This window comes from Streptomyces sp. NBC_01003 (assembly GCF_045162695.1).
Lineage (GTDB): Bacteria > Actinomycetota > Actinomycetes > Streptomycetales > Streptomycetaceae > Streptomyces.
Genome location: NZ_CP108707.1, coordinates 4,381,332 through 4,400,071 on the forward strand (window position 1 = coordinate 4,381,332; position 18,740 = coordinate 4,400,071).

Here is an 18,740-nt window from a genome sequence, read left to right on the forward strand (position 1 = left end):
TCGCCACTCCCCCCGCCGAGCCGGGCCCTCAGGGGCCTCAGGTCACGGGGTGGTCTTGACCTTGACCTTGCCGCTCGCGATCTGCTCCTTGGCGGCGTCCAGCTTGGCCTGGATGTCGTCGATGTAGCCGCCGGAGGTGGCGAGCGAGACGCCGCCGTCCTTCAGGGCGTAGGTGTTGGTGCCGGTCTTCGGCGAACCGTCCTTGACCGACTGGATCAGGTCGTAGACGCCGATGTCGACGTTCTTGACGACCGAAGTCAGGATCGAGGACTTGTACTTGGCCAGACCCGGGATGTTGTACTGGTCCGAGTCGACGCCGATCGCCCAGGCGCCCTTCGTGCCGGAGACGGCCTCGATGGCACCGTTGCCGGAGGAGCCGGCCGCCGAGTAGACGACGTCGGCGCCCTTGTCGAGCATGCCCTGGGCGGCTTCCTTGCCCTTGTCCGGAGAGGCGAAGCCGGAGGTGTCCGAACCGTGGCTCAGGTACTGGACGTCGACCTTGATCTTCGGGTTGGTGGCCTTGACGCCCTGGACGTAACCCGCCTCGAACTTCTTGATCAGCGGGACGTCGACACCGCCGATGAAGCCGACGTGGTCCTTCTTCGTCTTCAGCGCGGCGGCGACGCCGGCCAGGTAGGAGCCCTGCTCCTCGGTGAAGACGATGGAGTCGGTGTTCTTGGCGTTCACCACGGAGTCGACGATGCCGAAGGTGGTCTTCGGGTACTTCGCGGAGACCTTGGTCATCGAGGTGGCGTACGCGTAGCCGACCCCGATGATGGGGTTGTAGCCGGCGTCGGCCAGGTCGGACAGGCGCTGCTCGCGGTCGGCCTCGGTGTCGGAGGTCTTGGCGGTCAGCTCCTTGAGGTCACCGCCGAACTCCTTCTTGGCCTTGTCGGCACCGCGCGCGGCGGAGTCGTTGAAGGAGTGGTCGCCACGGCCGCCGACGTCGAAGGCGAGGCCGATCTTGACGCCGCCCTTCTTGCCGGAGTCCGACGTGGAGCCCGAGGACTCGTTTTCCGAGGAAGTGCCGCCACATGCGGTGGCGGTGAGAGCGAGTGCCGCGGTGGCTATGCACGCAGCAGAGATTTTGGCTACCCGGCGCAAGGGAGGCTCCTTCGACCTGACCTGAGCGCCGGGCTCCCGGCGCTGGTTTTCGGACGGATCGTAACGCGCGTAGATGTCAGATAAAGGGCCGTTCCGCAGCCGTTATCGGATTGACGCGAACGCCGCCCGGCGGTCCGGTCTACGGGGCGTTACCGGGGTGGGTCGGGTGGGTTACGTGCCGCCCACACCGACCCTTTGCCCGCACCGATCTACGCCCCCTGCTCCCGTGCGGCCCCGTCCATCAGCGCCGCCGCGGTGAACAGCTCCACCCCTACGGTGATCGCCGACTCGTCGGCGTCGAAGTCGCCCTGGTGCAGGTCGCGTCCGCCGCGCTCGCCGGGGGTGCGCACCCCGAGGCGGGCCATGGCGCCGGGGACGTGCTCCAGATACCAGGAGAAGTCCTCGCCGCCCAGGCTCTGCTGGGTGTCCTCGACGGAGTGGGGGCCGCGGCGCAGGGTCATCGCGGCGGTCAGGAGGTCGGTGACCTCCGGGTCGTTGACCACGGGCGGCACCCCGCGGATGTAGTTGATCTCCGACTTGGCGCGGTAGAGGTCGGCGATCTCCTGGATGGCGCCGTGCACCAGGTCGGGCGCCTGCCGCCACGCTTCGAGGTCGAGGCAGCGGACGGTGCCGGACAGCTCGGCGTGCTGCGGGATGACGTTGCACGCGTGGCCGGATTCGATACGCCCCCAGGTCACGGCGAGGCCCGAACGGGCGTCGATGCGGCGGGCGACGAGCGCGGGGACCTCGGTGGCCACCTTCGCGGCGGCGGTCACGAGGTCGGTGGTGAGGTGGGGGCGCGCGGTGTGCCCGCCGGGCCCGTCGAGCGCGACCTCGAGCCGGTCGCAGGCCGAGGTGATCGCGCCGTGCCGCAGCCCGATCCGGCCCGCGTCGACCTTCGGGTCGCAGTGCACGCCGATGATCGACCCGACGCCTTCGAGCACGCCCGACTCGATGGCGTCGGGGGCGCCGCCGGGCAGCACCTCCTCGGCGGGCTGGAAGATCAGGCGTACGGGGTGCGGGAGCCGGCCCTGCCGGTGCAGCTCGGCGAGGACCAGGCCCGCGCCGAGCACGACCGTCGTGTGCACGTCGTGACCGCAGGCGTGGGCGCGGCCGGGCACGGTGGATCGGTAGGCGCAGCTCGCCTTGGTGTCCGGGATGGGAAGCGCGTCGATGTCGGCGCGCAGGGCGAGCATGGGGGGCCCGCCCCGCCACTCCCCCTCCGCCGTGCCGATGTCGCAGACGAGTCCGGTGCCGATGTCCAGAATGCGTGGAGTGAGCCCGGCCTTCTCCAGGCGGGCCCTGATCGCCGCCGTCGTGCGGAACTCCTGGTTGCCGAGCTCGGGGTGCATGTGCAAGTCACGGCGGAAGGCAACCAGTTCGGCACGGAGCTCTTCGGACAGCGTGCCGGGCAGCGCTCCGGAGGGGACCACTTCCCCGGGCTGACCGGCCTCGGACTCTCGGGACATCAATTGGTTCACCCTTTGAAGGGTAGGCCGGGGCGGGGGGCAGCCGCCTCACGATCAACAAAAGTTCAACCGAATTGGGGTAAGAAACTCGGCCGGAGTGCGCATGCGATTCACGCGGAGTGGGTAAGACGTCTCTTTCGCGCCGAGTTGTCTTCGGCTTCCCCGTCACCCGCCACCTGATGACGCGCGGTGACGGCGTGCGTGAGCACTCCGGCCCCGGACAGGGGCGCACCGTCCGACCCCAGGTACACCCCCACCGACCCGATCTCGGCGGTCAGCCGACGATCGCCACCGGCGCGTCCCACGCGTCGCGGTCCACCGTGATCGTGTAACCGCCGCGCGACTCCTTGCTGTTCACCATGTACTGGTGGGCGCGGCGGTGGCCGGTCCACAGGGTGGAGGCGAAGGGCCAGTCCGTAGTGGTCGTGTTGACCTTGTCCCAGAGCGCGTACCAGAGGATGTCCGGCATGTCCGTGCGGTTCGTCGTCGTGGCGACGGCCTTCGCGCTGGAGCTGCGGAAGCCGTAGAAGCCGGTCCGGTAGCTCTTGGCGTGCACGGCCTTGTCCCAGGCGCGGACGTAGGTGAGGACCGCGTTGTTGCAGGACGTGTTCGTCGTGTCGTACGACTCCATGTCCAGGTAGAGCGGGGAGCCGGCCTTCATGCCGAGGGCGGCTGCCTTGGTGACCGCGTCGGCGCCGTCCTTCGCGCCGAGCGAGGCGGCGGTGGACGCGGTCATCTTCTCGGGGTTCGCGCCGGACTGGCAGGGCGGCTGGGCACCCACGTAGAGCGGGATCAGCTTCCAGCCGGAGGCGCTGACCGACTTCACCCAGGACGCGGTGAGGTTGGGCTGGGCGCAGCCGCGGTTCTTGCCGCCGACGTAGACGGCGGCAGCGCCGTAGAAGCCGGTCTTCCAGGCCTTCATGGCGGAGAGGGAGGGGGCCGTGCAGGTGTCGAAGGCGCGGCCGGTGTACGTCTTGGCCGCGGGGAGGGTTGTGGCTGTCGCGGACTGGGCCACGATCGCTCCGGTGGCGGCCAGTGCCACGCCTGCGGCGGACATGGCGACGTAGCGGCGTCTCTTGGAGAGGCGGTGTCGGGAGTGCGTCACGGGTTCCTCTGGCGCTCTGTACGGATACGGAGTGGGGGGTGCGGTGGGTCAGACCCGCCCGGACACCGTTCCGTTGCCCTCCGCGCGGCTAAGCGATCACCAAGGTCTTGCCAAGCGCGGCCGTGCGTTCACACGGCCGGGGCCACCGACGCCAGCCGGTGCACATCCCGCGCCGTCCCCGTGACTCCGGAGAGGAACCCCTGCGCGCGCGGTGAGGCGTTCTCCGTCAGCCAGGCGGGGTCGATGTCACAGACGGCGACGCGGACCTCGGTGCCCACGAGGGCCAGGGGCAGGGTGTGGACGACCGTCGAGGGGAAGCTGAGGATCGTACGGCCGATGGGGCCGCGGCGAGCGATCAGTTCGAGGGGGAGGTCGGGGCGGACCACTTCGAGGCCGGTCTCGGTGGCGAGGCGGTGCAGCTTGTCCGAGCTCTCGCGGCGGTGGGCGAAGTAGCGCGTCGCGCCGTGGGCGCGGGCGAGGGTGCGGACGGCTTCCAGGTAGCGGTCCGGGTCGACGACGCCGGTCTCGACGAGGGACGTGCCGACGAGGTCGGCGCCCTTCGTCATGCGGGGCGGGCCGAAGCGGGCGCGGGTCCAGGTGAAGTCGTTGCGGGTGACGCGGACACCGTCGGGGACGGAGTCGATCGGCATGGCCGAGAAGACCTCGACGGTGCGGCGGGTGCCGTCGGGGGTGAGGCGGCGGCGGGCGGCGGCGGACACGGGCGCGAAGACGATGTCGCGCGGTCCGGGGCGGCCGCCGCGGCGGTGCCAGCGCACGAGGCGCTCACCGCGGGCGAGCTGGGAGACGAACTCCATGGTCGCGGTGCCGTCGTCGACGACGACGAGTTCGGGGGCCCGGGTGATCGTCAGCAGGAGCTGCACGTAGCGGGAGAACGGGTCGCCGATGACGATGCGGGCGGCCTTGCGCAGCGCGCCCGCGAGTCCGCCGATGGTGTGGAAGGGCGCGGTGGCGCCGCCGCGCGCCTCTTCCCAGCGGACGATGTGGCCCTCGTCGCGGGCGAGCTCGGCCATGCGGCGCAGCTGGCCGCGGGTCATGGGGTCCGTGGGCGACAGAACGACCAGGGTGATCCGGTCCGTGTTGTCGGTGCTCTCGGCGCGATGCGCCCATTCCAGGACGTTGAGGAGCTGGACGGGGCTCTCCACGAAACACAGGGTTCCGGAGCGGCGTCCGGAGCGTGCTGCTGACATGGGCGACATGGGCCCTCCGAGGGACCTGTGGGGGGTTGGGGCCCGTGGGCCGGCGCCCGGCTGGGCGCCGGCCCACACGGGCGGACGTCGGACGGTCAGACGCCGACCGGCTCGCCCGCGGCGACGGCGATCTCCGACTCGGCGACGACGCCCGCGACGCGGCGGAGCTTCTTCATCGGGCCGAGCTCCGACTCGTAGACCTTCTTGACGCCGTCACCGAGGGACGCCTCGATGGTGCGGATGTCGCGCACGAGGCGGGTGAGGCCCTGCGGCTCGACGGAGGCGGCCTGGTCGGAGCCCCACATGGCGCGGTCGAGGGTGATGTGACGCTCGACGAAGGTGGCGCCGAGGGCGACGGCGGCGAGCGTGGTCTGCAGGCCGGTCTCGTGGCCGGAGTAGCCGATCGGGACGTTCGGGTACTCGGACTGGAGGGTGTTGATGACCCGGAGGTTCAGCTCCTCCGCCTGCGCCGGGTAGGTCGACGTGGCGTGGCACATGAGGATGTTGTCCGAGCCGAGGACCTCGACCGCGTGACGGATCTGCTTCGGCGTCGACATGCCGGTGGAGAGGATGACCGTGCGGCCGGTGGCGCGCAGGGAGCGGAGCAGCTCGTCGTCGGTGAGCGACGCGGAGGCGACCTTGTGGGCCGGGATGTCGAACTTCTCCAGGAAGGCGACGGCCTCGGTGTCCCACGGGGAGGCGAACCAGTCGATGCCGCGCTTCTTGCAGTGCTCGTCGATCTGGCGGTACTCGTCCTCGCCGAACTCGACGCGGTGGCGGTAGTCGATGTACGTCATGCGACCCCAGGGGGTGTCGCGCTCGATGTCCCACTGGTCACGCGGGGTGCAGATCTCCGGGGTGCGCTTCTGGAACTTGACGGCGTCGCAGCCGGCCTCGGCGGCCACGTCGATCAGCTTGAAGGCGTTGTCGAGGTCGCCGTTGTGGTTGATGCCGATCTCGCCGGTGATGTACACGGGCTGGCCGGGGCCGGCGGTCTTCGAACCGAACGTGCGCAGGCGGGAGTTGGTGCTCATGACTGGGGAGTTCCTTACTTGTTGAGGGAGTCGAGAGAAGGGCCGAGGATCCAGGTGGCGATCTCTCGGATCGCGCCGTCACCACCGGGGAGAGCGGTGACCGCGCGCGCGGCGCCTCGTACGACGTCGTGGGCGCTCGCGACCGCCACGGGCCAGCCGACAAGGCCGAAGCACGGGAGGTCGTTGACGTCGTTGCCGACGTAGAGCACGCGCTCGGGCGCGATGCCCTGTTCCTCGCACCACTGCTTCAGTGCGAGGTCCTTGCGGTCGATGCCGTGCAGGACCGGGATCTGGAGCTTCCTGGCCCGGGCGGCGACGACCGGGTTCTGTTCCGTGGACAGGATCAGCAGCGGCAGGCCCGACTTGCGCAGGGCCGCGATGCCGAGGCCGTCACCGCGGTGCACGGTGACGAACTCCCGTCCGTCGGAGTCGATCAGCACCTTGTCATCGGTCTGGGTGCCGTCGAAGTCGAGGACGACCGCGTCGATGTCTTCGGCGGTCGGGAGGGAGCCGGGCCTGTTCGCGTCGAAGAGCGGCGCGAGGGCCCGGGCGCGGGAGAGGTCGTGCGGGTCGTCGATCTCGAGGACCCGCGCGGGGTCGGTGCGGACGAGTTCCGTGCGGCCGAAGAAGCGGTGCTTGGCCTCGCGGAAGCCGCTCGCGTCCATGGCGTAGACCGCGCCGGTCTCCAGGAGGTCCTGGGGGCGGTCCTGGCGCATCTGGCGGAAGGACTTGTCGTGGTTGACGCCGTAGCCGCCGCTGGTGGCGGCGGGGGCGACGAGCGTGTCGGTGCCGCCCTCGACGGAGGCGCGCTCGACCGCGGGCGCGGCCGGCTCGTCATCGGCGTCGCGCCATACGAACCCGTGGAAGGGGGCGACGGTCAGGGCCGTGTCGGCGCCCTTCTCGACGATCGCGTTGACGACGCCGTCGATGTCCTCGCGGACGATGAAGGGGCTGGTGCACTGGACGAGGAGCACGACGTCGACCGCTGCGCCCTGGAGGGCCTCGTGGGCGTCGAGGGCGTGCAGCACGGCCGCCTCGGAGCTCGACTTGTCGCCGGCGATGGCGGCGGGCCGCAGGACGACCTCGGCGCCCGCCTCGCGGGCCACGGCGGCGATCGCGGCGTCGTCGGTGGAGACCACGACGTCCGTGACGAGCCGGGTGGCGCGGCACTCGCGGACGGTGCGGGCCACGAGGGGCACGCCGCCGACCGGGGCGAGGTTCTTGGCGGGCACTCCCTTGGAGCCGCCACGGGCGGGGATCACGGCGAGGACGCGGCGGACCGGTGCCGCTGTGCCCGCTTCCGGGTTGGTCATCAGGTCTCCTTGAGGGGTACGGGCGTTCACAGCTCGCCCATCCGCCGGATGACGGGCGCCACGCGCTGCACTCCGTGCCGGTAGGCGCCACGTGCGGCGCGGCGCACGATCTGCCGGACGGGGCCGGGCTCCTTGCCGGCGGCGGGTGCGCCGGGCAGCGGCGTCCCGTCGGGGGCGAGGTGGTGGCGGGCGAGGATGCGCGGCAGGTAGCCGGGGGCGGTGGTGAGGCTGTAGTAGGGGGCCAGGGGCGGGAGCCGGTCGGCTCCGGTCAGGCCGGTGACCCGGGCGCGGGCCGTGTCGAAGGCGGTGTCGTACGTGCCGTCGGCCGCGACGCCCTGGCGTGCCACCCACTCCTCGTCGGCCTTCGGCAGGTGGCCCGCGTCGAGCTGGTCCCAGGAGGCGAGGCAGCCGGAGCCGGTGAAGTGGTGGTTGCCGAGCGCCTCGCGCACCCCGAGGTCCGTGAGCAGGGCCGTGGGGATGCGCCGGTGCAGGGCTTCGAGCGCGGCCGTCGAGCTGACGGTGACCAGGAGGTCGGTGCGGTCGAGTACCTCGCCCATGTGCCCGTAGACGAGGCGGCAGTTGGCGGGCAGTCCGCCGTCGATCCGCTGGGCGAGCTTCTGGTAGGGCGCCTCTTCGATGTGCGTGGTGTGCTCGCCCGGCTTGCTGCGCAGCTTGAGCAGTACCTCGCGCTCGGGGTGCAGACGGGCGTGCCCGACGAGCCGCTTGAGCAGGTAGGCGCGGTCGGCGGGGGTGTCCGGTACGGAGGGCTGCGCGGCGAAGACGACCGTGTACGGGTCGTGCTTCTCCTCGTAGGGCGTGCCGCCGAGGAACGGCAGCGCGCACTCGGTCACCGAGGAGGCGTCGGCGTCCACACCTTCGTACACGGCGCGGAAACGGTCCGCGTCGTGGCGGGAGTTGGCGAGGACGAGGTCGGCGCCGTGCCGCAGGAGCAGCCCGTCGGCGAGCTTCTCGTAGACGACTCCCACGTAGCCGGTGACGACGACGGGCCGCTTGGCCCTGCCCTGCCAGGCCCGCGCGAGGCCGTGGAGCATGGCCTGGACGGCGCCGCCGACGAGGGCGAGGACGACGACGTCGTACCGGTCGGCGTCCTGCTCCATACGGCGCAGGAATTCGACGGCGGTGACTTCGTCGAGGCTGTCGGCGCGGACGCCGACTTCGTCGAGCTGGCGGGGTGTCGGGGTGGCCCGGCCGCGCAGGAGGAATCCGTTGAGCGGACTCTCGTCGGTGGTGAGGCGGCGCGCGGTGAGCGCGCCCCACTTCCACCGGGTGTCGGAGTCCGCGAGCACGGCGACCCGTCGGGTCTCAGAGGTACTTGCTGGCACACCGAAGAAGCTAGGAAGCGATTCCGATCGACGGCCCAACCGGAGTGCAACAAACGGTTAACAGCGCACCGACGAATGGCGAATCCGGCCGGGAAGTGACCGGGAAGCAGGCGGGTTCACTATTCCGCCACGCGTCGTTCACCTGACATCTCACCATCGGTCAAGACGAATGCCGGGCCGCCACCTAGCGTCCTTCACGTGGTCAAGCTCTCCGTCATCGTGCCGTTCTACAACGTGCAGCAATACGCGCCCGACACCCTCAGAAGTCTTCGTGCCAACGCACGCGACGACTTCGAATTCATTCTCGTCGACGACTGTTCGAAGGACGAGACCCCGGACATTCTCGCGCGCGCCGAGCGCGAGCTGCCCGGCGCCGTCCTGGTCAGACACGAAAAGAACGGAGGCCTGGCCACCGCGCGCAACACCGGACTCGACGCGTCGCGCGGTGAGTACCTGACATTCCTGGACGGGGACGACTGGCTCGCCCCTGGATACTACGAGCAACTGCTCGCCTCCATCGAAGGCCTGGGCTGCGATTTCGTCCGTACGGACCATGTCCAGTGCACCGCGCGGGCCCGCACCGTCCATCGCGTGCCGACCGGCAGGCGCGGTGTCGTCATGGATCCGCGCGAGGCGATCCTGCCCGCCGACCGCTCGACGTCCGTCGACTACGCGTACGCGTGGGCCGGCATGTACCACCGGCGGCTCGCCGACGCCGGCCTCCTCCACTTCACCGACGGCCTGCGTACGGCCGAGGACAGGCCGTGGATCTGGCGGCTGCACCGCGAGGCGAAATCCTTTGCCGCGGTGGGACTTCTCGGCGTGTTCTACCGGCGCGGTGTCGCCTCGTCGCTGACGCAGATCGGCGATGTGCGGCAGCTCGATTTCATCAAGGCGTTCGACCAGGTGGTGGCCGAAACGGCGCAGGACCAGGACGCGGAAAAACTTCTGCCGAAGGCCGTCCGTACGTACTGCGCGATTATTTCCCACCACTTGGGATCCATCGAAAGGTTCGAACCGGCAGTGGCGCGCAAATTGAAGACACTGAGTTCCGCGGCGCTGAAGCGCATGCCGCAGGACGTACTCGACGACGCGCTCGACTCGATGGACGTCCAGCGGGCGACGCGCCTGCGCCGGCTGCGGCGCCGGCCCGCCGCGGCGGGGGTGGCTGCCGCGTGACCACGCAGATCTTCCTCGCCTCCACGCTGTACGGGACCGCGACGATCGCCGCGGCCCTCGACGCGGACTGCTACGCACCCGCGGACCGGCGCATCCTGCTTGTCGCCAACAACGCGGCGACCCCGGAGACGACGCCCTCCGTCGACGAGATGCCGGGCTTCGAGCAGCTGCGCGGCCGCTTCGACGACGTCGTGTCGTGGAACGAGACCATCGCGCCCTTCCACCCCGGCGGCTGGGCCCCGCGCCCCGACGACGTACCGCTGTGGGAGCGCCATCTGCGCCTCGCCTGGAATCTGGGCGACGACGACGTCGAGCTGGCCGTGGAGTCGATCCAGGTCAACCCGGCGATGGCCGTGGCGCAGATCTTCACCGGCATCCCCCTCGACGTGTACGCGGACGGCCTGATGAGCTACGGCCCCACCCGCAACAAGATCGACCCGCTGGTCGGCACCCGCGTGCGGCGGCTGCTGCACCTGGACCTCGTACCGGACCTGAAGCCGCTGCTCCTCACGGAGTTCGGCGTGGAGCCCGAGGTCGTGCCGACGGACGTCTTCGTGAAGGTGCTGGCCGAACTGGGCGATGTGAGCGGCGAGTTGCCGCCCGTCGGGCCCGAACCGGCCGTGCTGCTCGGGCAGTACCTGTCCGCGCTCGACATCCTCACCGCGCAGGAGGAGGAGGACCTGCACGTGCGGATGATGCGCGGCGCGGTCGCCCTCGGCCACACACGGATCGTCTTCAAGCCCCACCCGACGGCGCCGGCCACCTGGTCGCGCACGCTGGAGGCGGAGGCGGAGAAGCTCGGCGTCGAGCTCACCGTCCTCGACACGCCCGTGCTCGCCGAGGTCCTGTACCAGCGGATGCGCCCGGCTCTGGTGGTCGGCTGCTTCTCGACGGCGCTGCTCACCGCGTCCGCGTTCTACGGCATCCCGGTCGCCCGCATCGGCACCGGCACCCTCCTCGACCGCCTCGCGCCGTACCAGAACAGCAACCGCGTCCCGGTCACGATCGTGGACGCGCTGCTGCCCGAGCTGTCGGAGCAGGCAGCCGTGACCGCGCAGGAGTCCGGCACGGCGAACGCCGAGCTGAACCAGCTGGTGCGCGCGGTCGGCTTCGCGATGCAGCCGAAGATCTACCCGGACCTGCGGGCCGCGGCCGAGCGGTATCTCACGACGCACTTGAACGACCACACGTGGCGCTACTTCAAGCGCCGCCGGCTCACGTCCCTCGCGCTGCCTGGCGCCGTCCCGGCCCAGCTCGCGTTCATTCCGCGCAACGCGACGGTGCGCCGAGTCGCCCGCCGCGCGCGCTCGTTCAAGCGGGCTGCCCTCGGATGAGTACCTCAGAGACGACGCTCCCCAAGCTTTCTCCGGGAGCGGACGCCACGGTGCGGAGCGCGCGTCCCCGCGCGCACGCACCGCGGCTGAGAGCCCTGGACGGCCTGCGCCTCATAGCCGCCCTGATGGTCGCCGCGTACCACTACGGCGGCCGTGACGGTGAGGTGTCCCAGGCCTGGGGCACCTCACCGAGGGTCCAGTTCCCGTCGCTGCACCAGTGGTTCGCCTACGGCTGCCTCGGGGTGCAGATCTTCTTCGTCATCAGCGGCTTCGTGATCTGCATGAGCGGCTGGGGCAAGCCCCTGCGCTCGTTCTTCGCCTCCCGCGCGTCCCGACTGCTGCCGTCCTACTGGGCGGCCGTGATCCTGGTGACGGCGGTCTTCGCGCTGCCCGTGGTCGCGTACAAGGCGGTCTCGCCCAGTGACGCGCTCCTCAATCTGACGATGCTCCAGCAGCCGCTCGGCGTGGACCGGGTCCTCGGCGTCTGCTGGACCCTGTGGGCCGAGGTCCGCTTCTACGCGCTGTTCGCCCTGTGTATCGTCCTGCCGGGCGCGAACCGGCGCCGCGTCGTGCTGTTCTGCGCCGTGTGGACGCTCGCCGCCGCGATCACCCAGGCGTCCGGCGAGCCGGCCCTCAAGGTCATCCTGATGCCGGAGTACGCGCCGTACTTCATCGGCGGCGTCGGCCTGTATCTGCTCCACCTCAACCGCCGCGACATGACCGCGTGGGGCATCGTCCTCGTGAGCTGGCTGATCGGTCAGCACTACGCGGTGGCCGCACTGTGGCATGCACCGAACCCTCACTTCTTCTCGTACCGGGGGTCGGGCTCGATCATCCTGATAGTGACCCTCGGCTTCGTGGCGGTGGGCGCGATCGCGCTCGGGCTGCTGAACCGGATCAACTGGGGATGGCTGACGGTCGCCGGTGCGCTGACCTACCCGTTCTACCTGGTCCACGAGCATCTGGGCTGGGTGGCGATAGAGGTGCTGCACCGGCGTCTCGGGCTGCCCTCGGCCGTGACCTTCACCCTCACGGTGGCCGCGATGCTCACCCTCGCATGGCTCCTGAACCGCTTCGTGGAGAAGCCGCTTGCACCTTTCCTGCGCAAACGGCTGAGCCCCACGCCCGCCAGGATTCACTGAGGGTTCATGCCCGGTGGAGTTTGCTGCCCGATTGGCGGATGCGATCTTCGAGCGTCTTGACCCTGTCGATTAGGAGCTCATAGGTTCGCGTCCCATGACTGCTGTGCACACCACCGCCCGGCGCCCGATCGACCTCGACGACGTCCCCGGCTGGTTCCCCCCGCTCGACCAACTCCTGTTCACCTGGCTCCTCGAACGGCAGGCGCGGCGGGAGGTCCGCGGGGATCTGCTGGAACTCGGCGTCTACATGGGCAAGAGCGCGGTCCTCCTCGGACAGCATCTGCACGGCACCGAGAAGTTCACCGTGTGCGACCTGTTCGAGGGCGACGCCCCCGACGAGGCGAACCAGGCCGAATCCACCAAGTCGTACGCCTCACTGACCCGGCAGGCCTTCGAGGAGAACTACCTCTCGTTCCACGACGAACTGCCGAAGGTCGTCCAGGCACCCAGCTCCGTGATCTCCGACGAGGTCGCCCCGGGCACCTGCCGCTTTGTCCACATCGACGCCTCGCACCTCTACGAGCATGTGTACGGCGACATCGGCGCCGCCCGCGAACTGCTCGGCACCGACGGCATCGTCGTCCTGGACGACTTCCGCTCCGAGCACACGCCGGGCGTCTCGGTCGCCGCGTGGGAGGCCGTACTCAACCGCGGCCTGCGCCCGCTCTGCCTGAGCACCCAGAAGCTGTACGCCACATGGGAGGACCCCGAGCCCCTCCAGGACGAGCTCCTCGGCATGCTCAGGGAGCGCGACGACATCGCCCTCAGCGTGCAGCAGGCGGCCGGTCACCGCCTGGTCCGCACGAAGTCGAGGGCGGTCAGGGCGCCCGCGTTCCCGCGCTCCCGCCACCATGTGGAGCACCTGGAGGAACCGAAGGCGGCCTCCGCCCCGGATCCGGCTCCCGTACGCAAGCGCAGCCGCGCCCGCCGGATCGCCGTGGACCTGACGCCGCCGGTCATCACCCGGGCCGTGCGCCGCGCCCGCAGGGGCTAGGCCGAAAGCAGCCCGGGGGCCTCAGGCCCCCGCGAGGGACAGCTTGACCGCGAAGCCCAGGAACAGCATGCCCGCCGCCGTGGTCGCGCCCGCCGAGAGCCGCTTGCGGCGCCGGAAGGCGCCGGCCAGGCGGGTACCGCTGAAGATCAGGGTGGAGAGGTAGAGGAAGCTCGCGGTCTGGAGCAGCCCGCCGAGGACCACGAAGGACAGCGCCGGGTAGGCGTAGCCGGGATCCACGAACTGAACGAAGAAGGAGATCAGGAAGAGGATCGCCTTCGGGTTGAAGAGGCTGACGATCAGGGCGCGGCGGTACGGGTGCTCGTCACCGCTCCCGGTCACCGGCTCGGTCTCGGTCTCCACGGCGGGCTCACCGCGCTGCTTCCACAGCGCCCGCGCCGACCGGATCATGCCGATCGCCATCCACGTCAGATAGCCCGCTCCCGCGTACTTCACGACGAGGAAGAGCAGGGGCGTCGTCTGCAGCACGGAGGCCGCGCCGAGCGCGGCCAGTGTCATCAGGACCGTGTCCCCGGTGAAGACACCGGCGGCGGCCGCGTATCCGGTGCGTATGCCCTTGCGGGCGGCCACGGAGAGCACGTAGAGGGAGTTCGGTCCTGGCAGCAGGACGATGAGGACGAGACCGGCCAGATAGGTCGGGAGATTGATGACACCGAGCATGAAAGGGAGTGTCGCACGCCTATATGGCCATACGACACTCCCTGCTCAGCGGGTGATACGCGGCCTCAGAACGCGTCGGTCGGGATGTACGTGCCCCACACGTCGCGCAGCGCGTTGCAGACCTCGCCGACGGTGGCGCGGGCGCGCAGGGCGTCCTTCATCGGGTACAGGACGTTGTCCTCGCCCTCGGCCGCCTTCTTGAGCGCCGCGAGTGCCGCGTCCACGGCCGCCTGGTCGCGCTCGGCGCGCAGCTTCGTGAGGCGCTCGGCCTGCTGGGCCTCGATCGCCGGGTCGACGCGCAGCGGCTCGTAGGGCTCCTCGGCGTCGAGCTGGTAGCGGTTGACGCCGACCACGACGCGCTCGCCGGAGTCGGTCTCCTGCGCGATGCGGTAGGCGGAGCGCTCGATCTCGTTCTTCTGGAAGCCGTGCTCGATGGCGTTGACCGCGCCGCCGAGGTCCTCGACCTTCGTCATGAGTTCGAGCGCGGCGGCCTCCACGTCGTCCGTCATCTTCTCGACGACGTACGAGCCGGCGAACGGGTCGACGGTGGCGGTCACGTCGGTCTCGTAGGCGAGGACCTGCTGGGTGCGCAGGGCGAGGCGCGCGGACTTGTCGGTCGGCAGCGCGATGGCCTCGTCGAAGGAGTTCGTGTGCAGCGACTGCGTGCCGCCGAGCACGGCGCCGAGGCCCTGGACGGCGACGCGGACGAGGTTGACCTCGGGCTGCTGGGCCGTGAGCTGCACGCCCGCGGTCTGCGTGTGGAAGCGGAGCATCAGCGACTTGGGGTTCTTCGCGCCGAACTCCTCCTTCATGACCTTGGCCCAGATCCGGCGGGCCGCGCGGAACTTGGCGACCTCCTCCAGGATCGTCGTACGCGCCACGAAGAAGAAGGACAGGCGCGGCGCGAAGTCGTCGACGTCCATGCCGGCCGCGACGGCCGTGCGCACGTACTCGATGCCGTCCGCGAGCGTGAACGCGATCTCCTGCGCGGGCGAGGCACCGGCCTCGGCCATGTGGTAGCCGGAGATCGAGATGGTGTTCCACTTCGGGATCTCGGCCCTGCAGTACTTGAAGATGTCGGCGATCAGCCGCAGGGAGGGCTTCGGCGGGAAGATGTACGTGCCCCGCGCGATGTACTCCTTCAGCACGTCGTTCTGGATCGTGCCGGTCAACTGGTCCGCGGGGACGCCCTGCTCCTCGCCGACGAGCTGGTACATGAGCAGGAGCAGCGCCGCCGGGGCGTTGATCGTCATCGACGTGGACACCTTGTCCAGCGGGATGCCGCCGAACAGGATCCGCATGTCGTCGACCGAGTCGATGGCCACGCCGACCTTGCCGACCTCGCCGGACGCGATCGGGGCGTCCGAGTCGTGGCCCATCTGGGTGGGCAGGTCGAAGGCGACGGACAGGCCCATCGTGCCGTTGGCGATGAGCTGCTTGTAGCGGGCGTTGGACTCGACGGCGGTGCCGAAGCCGGCGTACTGGCGCATCGTCCAGGGGCGGCCGGTGTACATCGACGGATAGACGCCGCGCGTGAAGGGGTACTTGCCGGGCTCGCCGAGCTTCTCGGCCGCGTTCCAGTCGGCCAGCGAATCAGGGCCGTAGACCGGCTCGATGGGCAGTCCTGACTCAGACTCGCGCGCCATGGTTGTGCCTCCAGCTCGGGTGTTACTTGCCAGTTGGGTCGACCCTCGCGACGGACTGTAGCGGCGCGCCTGCTCGCGATGGAGAGCCGCAGGCTGGGACCTTGCTCACAGCCCGTCCTTCACCTTTACTCCATCCCACCATGGGCGGCACCTACGCCGAGTTCGCAACCGGACGCGCGCGGGAAACATCTCTGTTGGCACATCGGACGAGTGACAAGACTGCGGGGGCCCGGATGCGTGCGACCGTCATGCGTGGATCACTCGCCGTCGCCGGGGTCATCGCCCTGGCCGGCGGCTGCAGGACACAGGCCGTCGGCACGGGGGGCAAGCAGCCGCCGCCGAGGGCGCACGGCTCGGCATCGCCGGCCCCCTCCGACGACGCGAAGGAGCCGGGCGCGAAGAAGCCGGGCACCGCCCCCTCCCGCACTCCGTCGGTGAGACCGACACCGCCGCCGAAGGTCCTCATGGCGCGCGGCGCCAGCGGCGGCAAGGTCCGCGAACTCCAGGCCAGGCTGCGGCAGATCGCGTGGCTCTTCGAAGGGCCGCACGGAAAGTACGGCCCCGCGACGACCAAGGCGGTCGAGGGTTTCCAGGGCAAGCGGGGCCTGCCGCGCACGGGGAACACGGACACGGTGACCTGGGCGCGGCTCGTGAGGATGACGCACACCCCGACGCGCGACGAGCTGTACGCGTCCGGCGGGCAGCCCGCGGCGAAGCCGGACCGGCGCTGTATGACGGGCCGCGTCGTCTGCATCAGCAAGACCAGCCGCACGCTGACGTGGATGATCGACGGCAAGGCCCTGATGACGACGGACGTACGGTTCGGCTCGCAGTTCACGCCCACCCGCGAGGGCGTCTTCAGCGTGTACTGGAAATCCCGCCACCACGTCTCGACGATCTACCACTCGCCCATGCCGTACGCGATGTTCTTCAGCGGCGGCCAAGCGGTGCACTACTCGGCGGACTTCGCGGCCCGCGGCTACAGCGGGGCGTCGCACGGGTGCGTGAACGTACGGGACGAGGGGAAGATCGCGTCGCTGTTCGCGCAGGTCCGCACCGGCGACAAGGTCGTCGTCTACTGGTGACCTGCTGAGAGGTGGAGTGGGGCGCGGGCGGGACCGGGGGAACGTGTCCCGCCCGCGCCAGTGGCACAGAGCCGAAGGTACGGGGGGAACCCGCGGCTCGTGCACGGCCGATGACCAGTCGGCTCACTTGTTACTGCGCCCCCGCGTCCAAAAACGTCACACCCGCCTCGGAAATTCTTTGTCTGCGCAGGTCAGGGCGGTTCAGAGCAGGCCTGAGCGAGCTCAGGGACGGCTGCGAAAGCGAGCTCGGGGATGGCTGAGAACAGGCTCAGGACTGTGCGGGCGCGGCGCTGTACGAGGCCGAGGCCGTCGTGGACGGCGTCGTCGGCGCGGTGTCCGAGGCGTCGCCGCCGGGCTCGGACGGGACCCACGAGGCGGTCGGCACGGCGCCGCTGACGCCGGAGTCCTCGCCGTTCTGGCTGTCCTCGTCGCCGTCCTTGCCGCTGTTCTTGTCGTCGCCGTCGTTGCCGTTGCCGTCGTCGCCGCTGCCGGAGTCGTCGGCCTCTTCGAGGACGCGGGCGCAGAACCGGTCGGGGTCACGGTCCCGCTTCGTCGTGGCGATGCGCTTCGCCGCGGCCCTGAGGCGCTCCGTCTGGGAGTCGCTCAGGGCGCCGTCGCGGTACTTGCGGCAGGCGTCGGCCAGGTGCTGCCGCCAGGCCTCCCTGTCCGCGGCGTCCGATTCGCGCAGGCCGGTGCCGGGCTGCGTCGCCGCCGGGCCGGCCCGGTCCGCCGTGTCGTCCTGGGACGGGGCGCCCGAGCCGGGCTCGTGCGAGTGGCCGTCGGGCACGGCGCTGCCCGCGCGTCCGCCGTCGGTCTCCGAGATGTCGGGCGACGGTGAGGCGAGGGGATGTTCGGGAGACGCGGCAGAGGAGACGCTGGCGGCGGGGCCGGGTTCGTTCCGGCCGCCGAACGGCGACGGGAGCACTCCGGTTCCGGCCGCGACGGCGACGCCGCCGATCATGCATCCGGCGAGCGCGGCGGCCAGCCCGAACCGCACCGGGCGGCCCCAGCGGACGGGCCGCGCGTCGGGTCTCGCGAGGCGGACACTGCCGACGTCGGAACCGGCGTGCCCGTCGATACCGGCGTTCGTGTTGGCATTCGCGTCGTTCTCATGGCCCACAGGTCCGTGGAGCGAGGAGACCGGGGCGAGAGCCCCGCGGGGCCTGGCATGGCGTGCCTTCAGGGGCGCCGTGCCCGGCTCCTCCGCCACGGATTCGCGCGCCTTGCGGAACGCCGCCAACGCGGCCGCCTCGCCCCGCAGTTCGTCTCCGTCTACGCGTGTCACTGCAAGTGCGTCGAGTGTCTCGGCCAGACGGGCGGCCCGGGCGCGGGTGGCTGCGTCGACGGCTTCCAGGGCCTCACCGCGCAGCAGACGCTCGGCCGCGTCCCGGTCCAGCCACTTGTTGTGCTCGTCGGCCATCACATGTCCTTCTGCGTCCGCGTGCGCGAATGCGTCACACCGGCGGACGTCACCGCGTGCCCGCGCGGCTCTCTCGGGGGCGGTACGGCGTCGAGCGTGCCGTCCCGGCCCGCGTGCGCCGTCTGCACATGCGAACCCTCGGCACCGAGCAGCTCGGCGAGGCGCTTGAGGCCGCGGTGCGCCGCGGTCCTGACGGCGCCCGGACGCTTGCCGAGCGTCTGAGCGGCGCTCTTCGCGTCGAGCCCGACAACGACGCGCAGGACGACGGCCTCGGCCTGGTCCTGCGGAAGCTGGGCGATGAGCGCGAGCGTGTCACCGGTGGCGAGGAGTTCCATCGCCTCGTCGGCGGTGTCGGACACCGCGGGCCGGCCGGTGAGCTCGGTCTCGTCCCCGCCTATGGCGGGGCGGCGTCCCCGCATCCGTATGTGGTCGAGGGCGCGGTTACGGGCTATGCGTGCGGCCCAGCCGCGGAAGCGGTCGGCGTCCCCGCTGAACCGGTCGAGGTCCCGGGCGATCTGCAGCCAGGACTCGGACGCGACGTCCTCCGCGTCCGGTTCACCGACGAGTGTCCGTACGTACCCGAGCAGGCGTGGATGCACCGCGCGGTACACAGTCCGGAACGCGGTCTCGTCCCCGTCCTGCGCCGCATGCACCGCGGCCGTCAGCTCCGCGTCGTCCCCCAGCAC

16 protein-coding genes are annotated in these 18,740 nt (G+C 70.6%); 5 read left to right on the plus strand and 11 right to left on the minus strand.

Annotated features, from left to right (window positions below; translation table 11 throughout):
• Nucleotides 1–42 precede the first annotated feature (42 nt).
• The 7 genes from OG698_RS19965 to OG698_RS19995 all read right to left on the minus strand — a co-directional run bounded on the left by OG698_RS19965 (nucleotide 43) and on the right by OG698_RS19995 (nucleotide 8,576).
• A complete protein-coding gene (locus OG698_RS19965) occupies nucleotides 43–1,104 on the minus strand; it encodes a BMP family protein (RefSeq protein WP_406104448.1) in 1,062 nt (353 codons plus the stop codon).
• A gap of 209 nt (nucleotides 1,105–1,313) precedes the next feature.
• Nucleotides 1,314–2,573, minus strand: a complete 1,260-nt coding sequence (locus OG698_RS19970) for an amidohydrolase (RefSeq protein WP_406104450.1) — start codon at nucleotides 2,571–2,573, stop codon at nucleotides 1,314–1,316.
• A 274-nt stretch (nucleotides 2,574–2,847) separates the two neighbouring features.
• Entirely contained in the window at nucleotides 2,848–3,630 is a 783-nt protein-coding gene (locus tag OG698_RS19975; RefSeq protein WP_100594947.1) for a glycoside hydrolase domain-containing protein, read from the minus strand.
• Nucleotides 3,631–3,806: 176 nt separating this feature from the next.
• On the minus strand, nucleotides 3,807–4,895 hold the full coding sequence (locus OG698_RS19980) for a hypothetical protein (protein WP_406104451.1): 1,089 nt from the start codon (nucleotides 4,893–4,895) through the stop codon (nucleotides 3,807–3,809).
• Between the two features lie 86 nt (nucleotides 4,896–4,981).
• Nucleotides 4,982–5,920 carry an N-acetylneuraminate synthase family protein gene (locus OG698_RS19985; protein WP_406104453.1) on the minus strand — a complete coding sequence of 313 codons (939 nt, stop codon included), beginning with the start codon at nucleotides 5,918–5,920 and terminating at the stop codon, nucleotides 4,982–4,984.
• A 14-nt stretch (nucleotides 5,921–5,934) separates the two neighbouring features.
• Nucleotides 5,935–7,233, minus strand: coding sequence for a cytidylyltransferase domain-containing protein (locus OG698_RS19990; RefSeq protein ID WP_406104454.1), 1,299 nt, complete (start codon nucleotides 7,231–7,233; stop codon nucleotides 5,935–5,937).
• 26 nt (nucleotides 7,234–7,259) lie between these two features.
• Nucleotides 7,260–8,576, minus strand: a complete 1,317-nt coding sequence (locus tag OG698_RS19995) for a DUF6716 putative glycosyltransferase (RefSeq protein WP_329570925.1) — start codon at nucleotides 8,574–8,576, stop codon at nucleotides 7,260–7,262.
• Between the two features lie 198 nt (nucleotides 8,577–8,774).
• Here OG698_RS19995 and OG698_RS20000 point away from each other — a divergent pair, with 198 nt between their 5' ends.
• The 4 genes from OG698_RS20000 (at nucleotide 8,775) to OG698_RS20015 (ending at nucleotide 13,225) form a co-directional block, all read left to right on the plus strand.
• A complete protein-coding gene (locus OG698_RS20000) occupies nucleotides 8,775–9,755 on the plus strand; it encodes a glycosyltransferase family 2 protein (RefSeq protein WP_399971209.1) in 981 nt (326 codons plus the stop codon).
• The gene (locus OG698_RS20005; RefSeq protein WP_406104455.1) at nucleotides 9,752–11,089 is read left to right on the plus strand and encodes a polysialyltransferase family glycosyltransferase; all 1,338 of its coding nucleotides are present in this window, start codon (nucleotides 9,752–9,754) and stop codon (nucleotides 11,087–11,089) included. The genes OG698_RS20000 and OG698_RS20005 overlap by 4 nt, the downstream gene beginning before the upstream one ends.
• Nucleotides 11,086–12,231: an acyltransferase family protein gene (locus OG698_RS20010; protein WP_406104457.1), complete on the plus strand. Its 1,146-nt coding sequence runs from the start codon at nucleotides 11,086–11,088 to the stop codon at nucleotides 12,229–12,231. The genes OG698_RS20005 and OG698_RS20010 overlap by 4 nt, the downstream gene beginning before the upstream one ends.
• Nucleotides 12,232–12,325: 94 nt before the next feature.
• Nucleotides 12,326–13,225, plus strand: coding sequence for a class I SAM-dependent methyltransferase (locus OG698_RS20015; protein WP_406104459.1), 900 nt, complete (start codon nucleotides 12,326–12,328; stop codon nucleotides 13,223–13,225).
• A gap of 21 nt (nucleotides 13,226–13,246) precedes the next feature.
• Here the strand turns inward: OG698_RS20015 and leuE are convergent, their stop codons facing one another.
• Nucleotides 13,247–13,903 carry a leucine efflux protein LeuE gene (gene leuE, locus OG698_RS20020; RefSeq protein ID WP_399971205.1) on the minus strand — a complete coding sequence of 219 codons (657 nt, stop codon included), beginning with the start codon at nucleotides 13,901–13,903 and terminating at the stop codon, nucleotides 13,247–13,249.
• Between the two features lie 65 nt (nucleotides 13,904–13,968).
• Nucleotides 13,969–15,549: a methylmalonyl-CoA mutase gene (locus OG698_RS20025; protein ID WP_383092009.1), complete on the minus strand. Its 1,581-nt coding sequence runs from the start codon at nucleotides 15,547–15,549 to the stop codon at nucleotides 13,969–13,971.
• 233 nt (nucleotides 15,550–15,782) lie between these two features.
• Here OG698_RS20025 and OG698_RS20030 point away from each other — a divergent pair, with 233 nt between their 5' ends.
• Nucleotides 15,783–16,634, plus strand: a complete 852-nt coding sequence (locus OG698_RS20030; protein WP_406104461.1) for a L,D-transpeptidase family protein — start codon at nucleotides 15,783–15,785, stop codon at nucleotides 16,632–16,634.
• A gap of 268 nt (nucleotides 16,635–16,902) precedes the next feature.
• Here the strand turns inward: OG698_RS20030 and OG698_RS20035 are convergent, their stop codons facing one another.
• Together OG698_RS20035 and OG698_RS20040 are read right to left on the minus strand one after the other, a co-directional pair.
• The gene (locus OG698_RS20035) at nucleotides 16,903–18,054 is read right to left on the minus strand and encodes a hypothetical protein (protein ID WP_406104462.1); all 1,152 of its coding nucleotides are present in this window, start codon (nucleotides 18,052–18,054) and stop codon (nucleotides 16,903–16,905) included.
• Nucleotides 18,054–18,740, minus strand: a complete 687-nt coding sequence (locus OG698_RS20040; protein ID WP_406111165.1) for an RNA polymerase sigma factor — start codon at nucleotides 18,738–18,740, stop codon at nucleotides 18,054–18,056. Before OG698_RS20040 ends, OG698_RS20035 begins: the two co-directional genes overlap by 1 nt.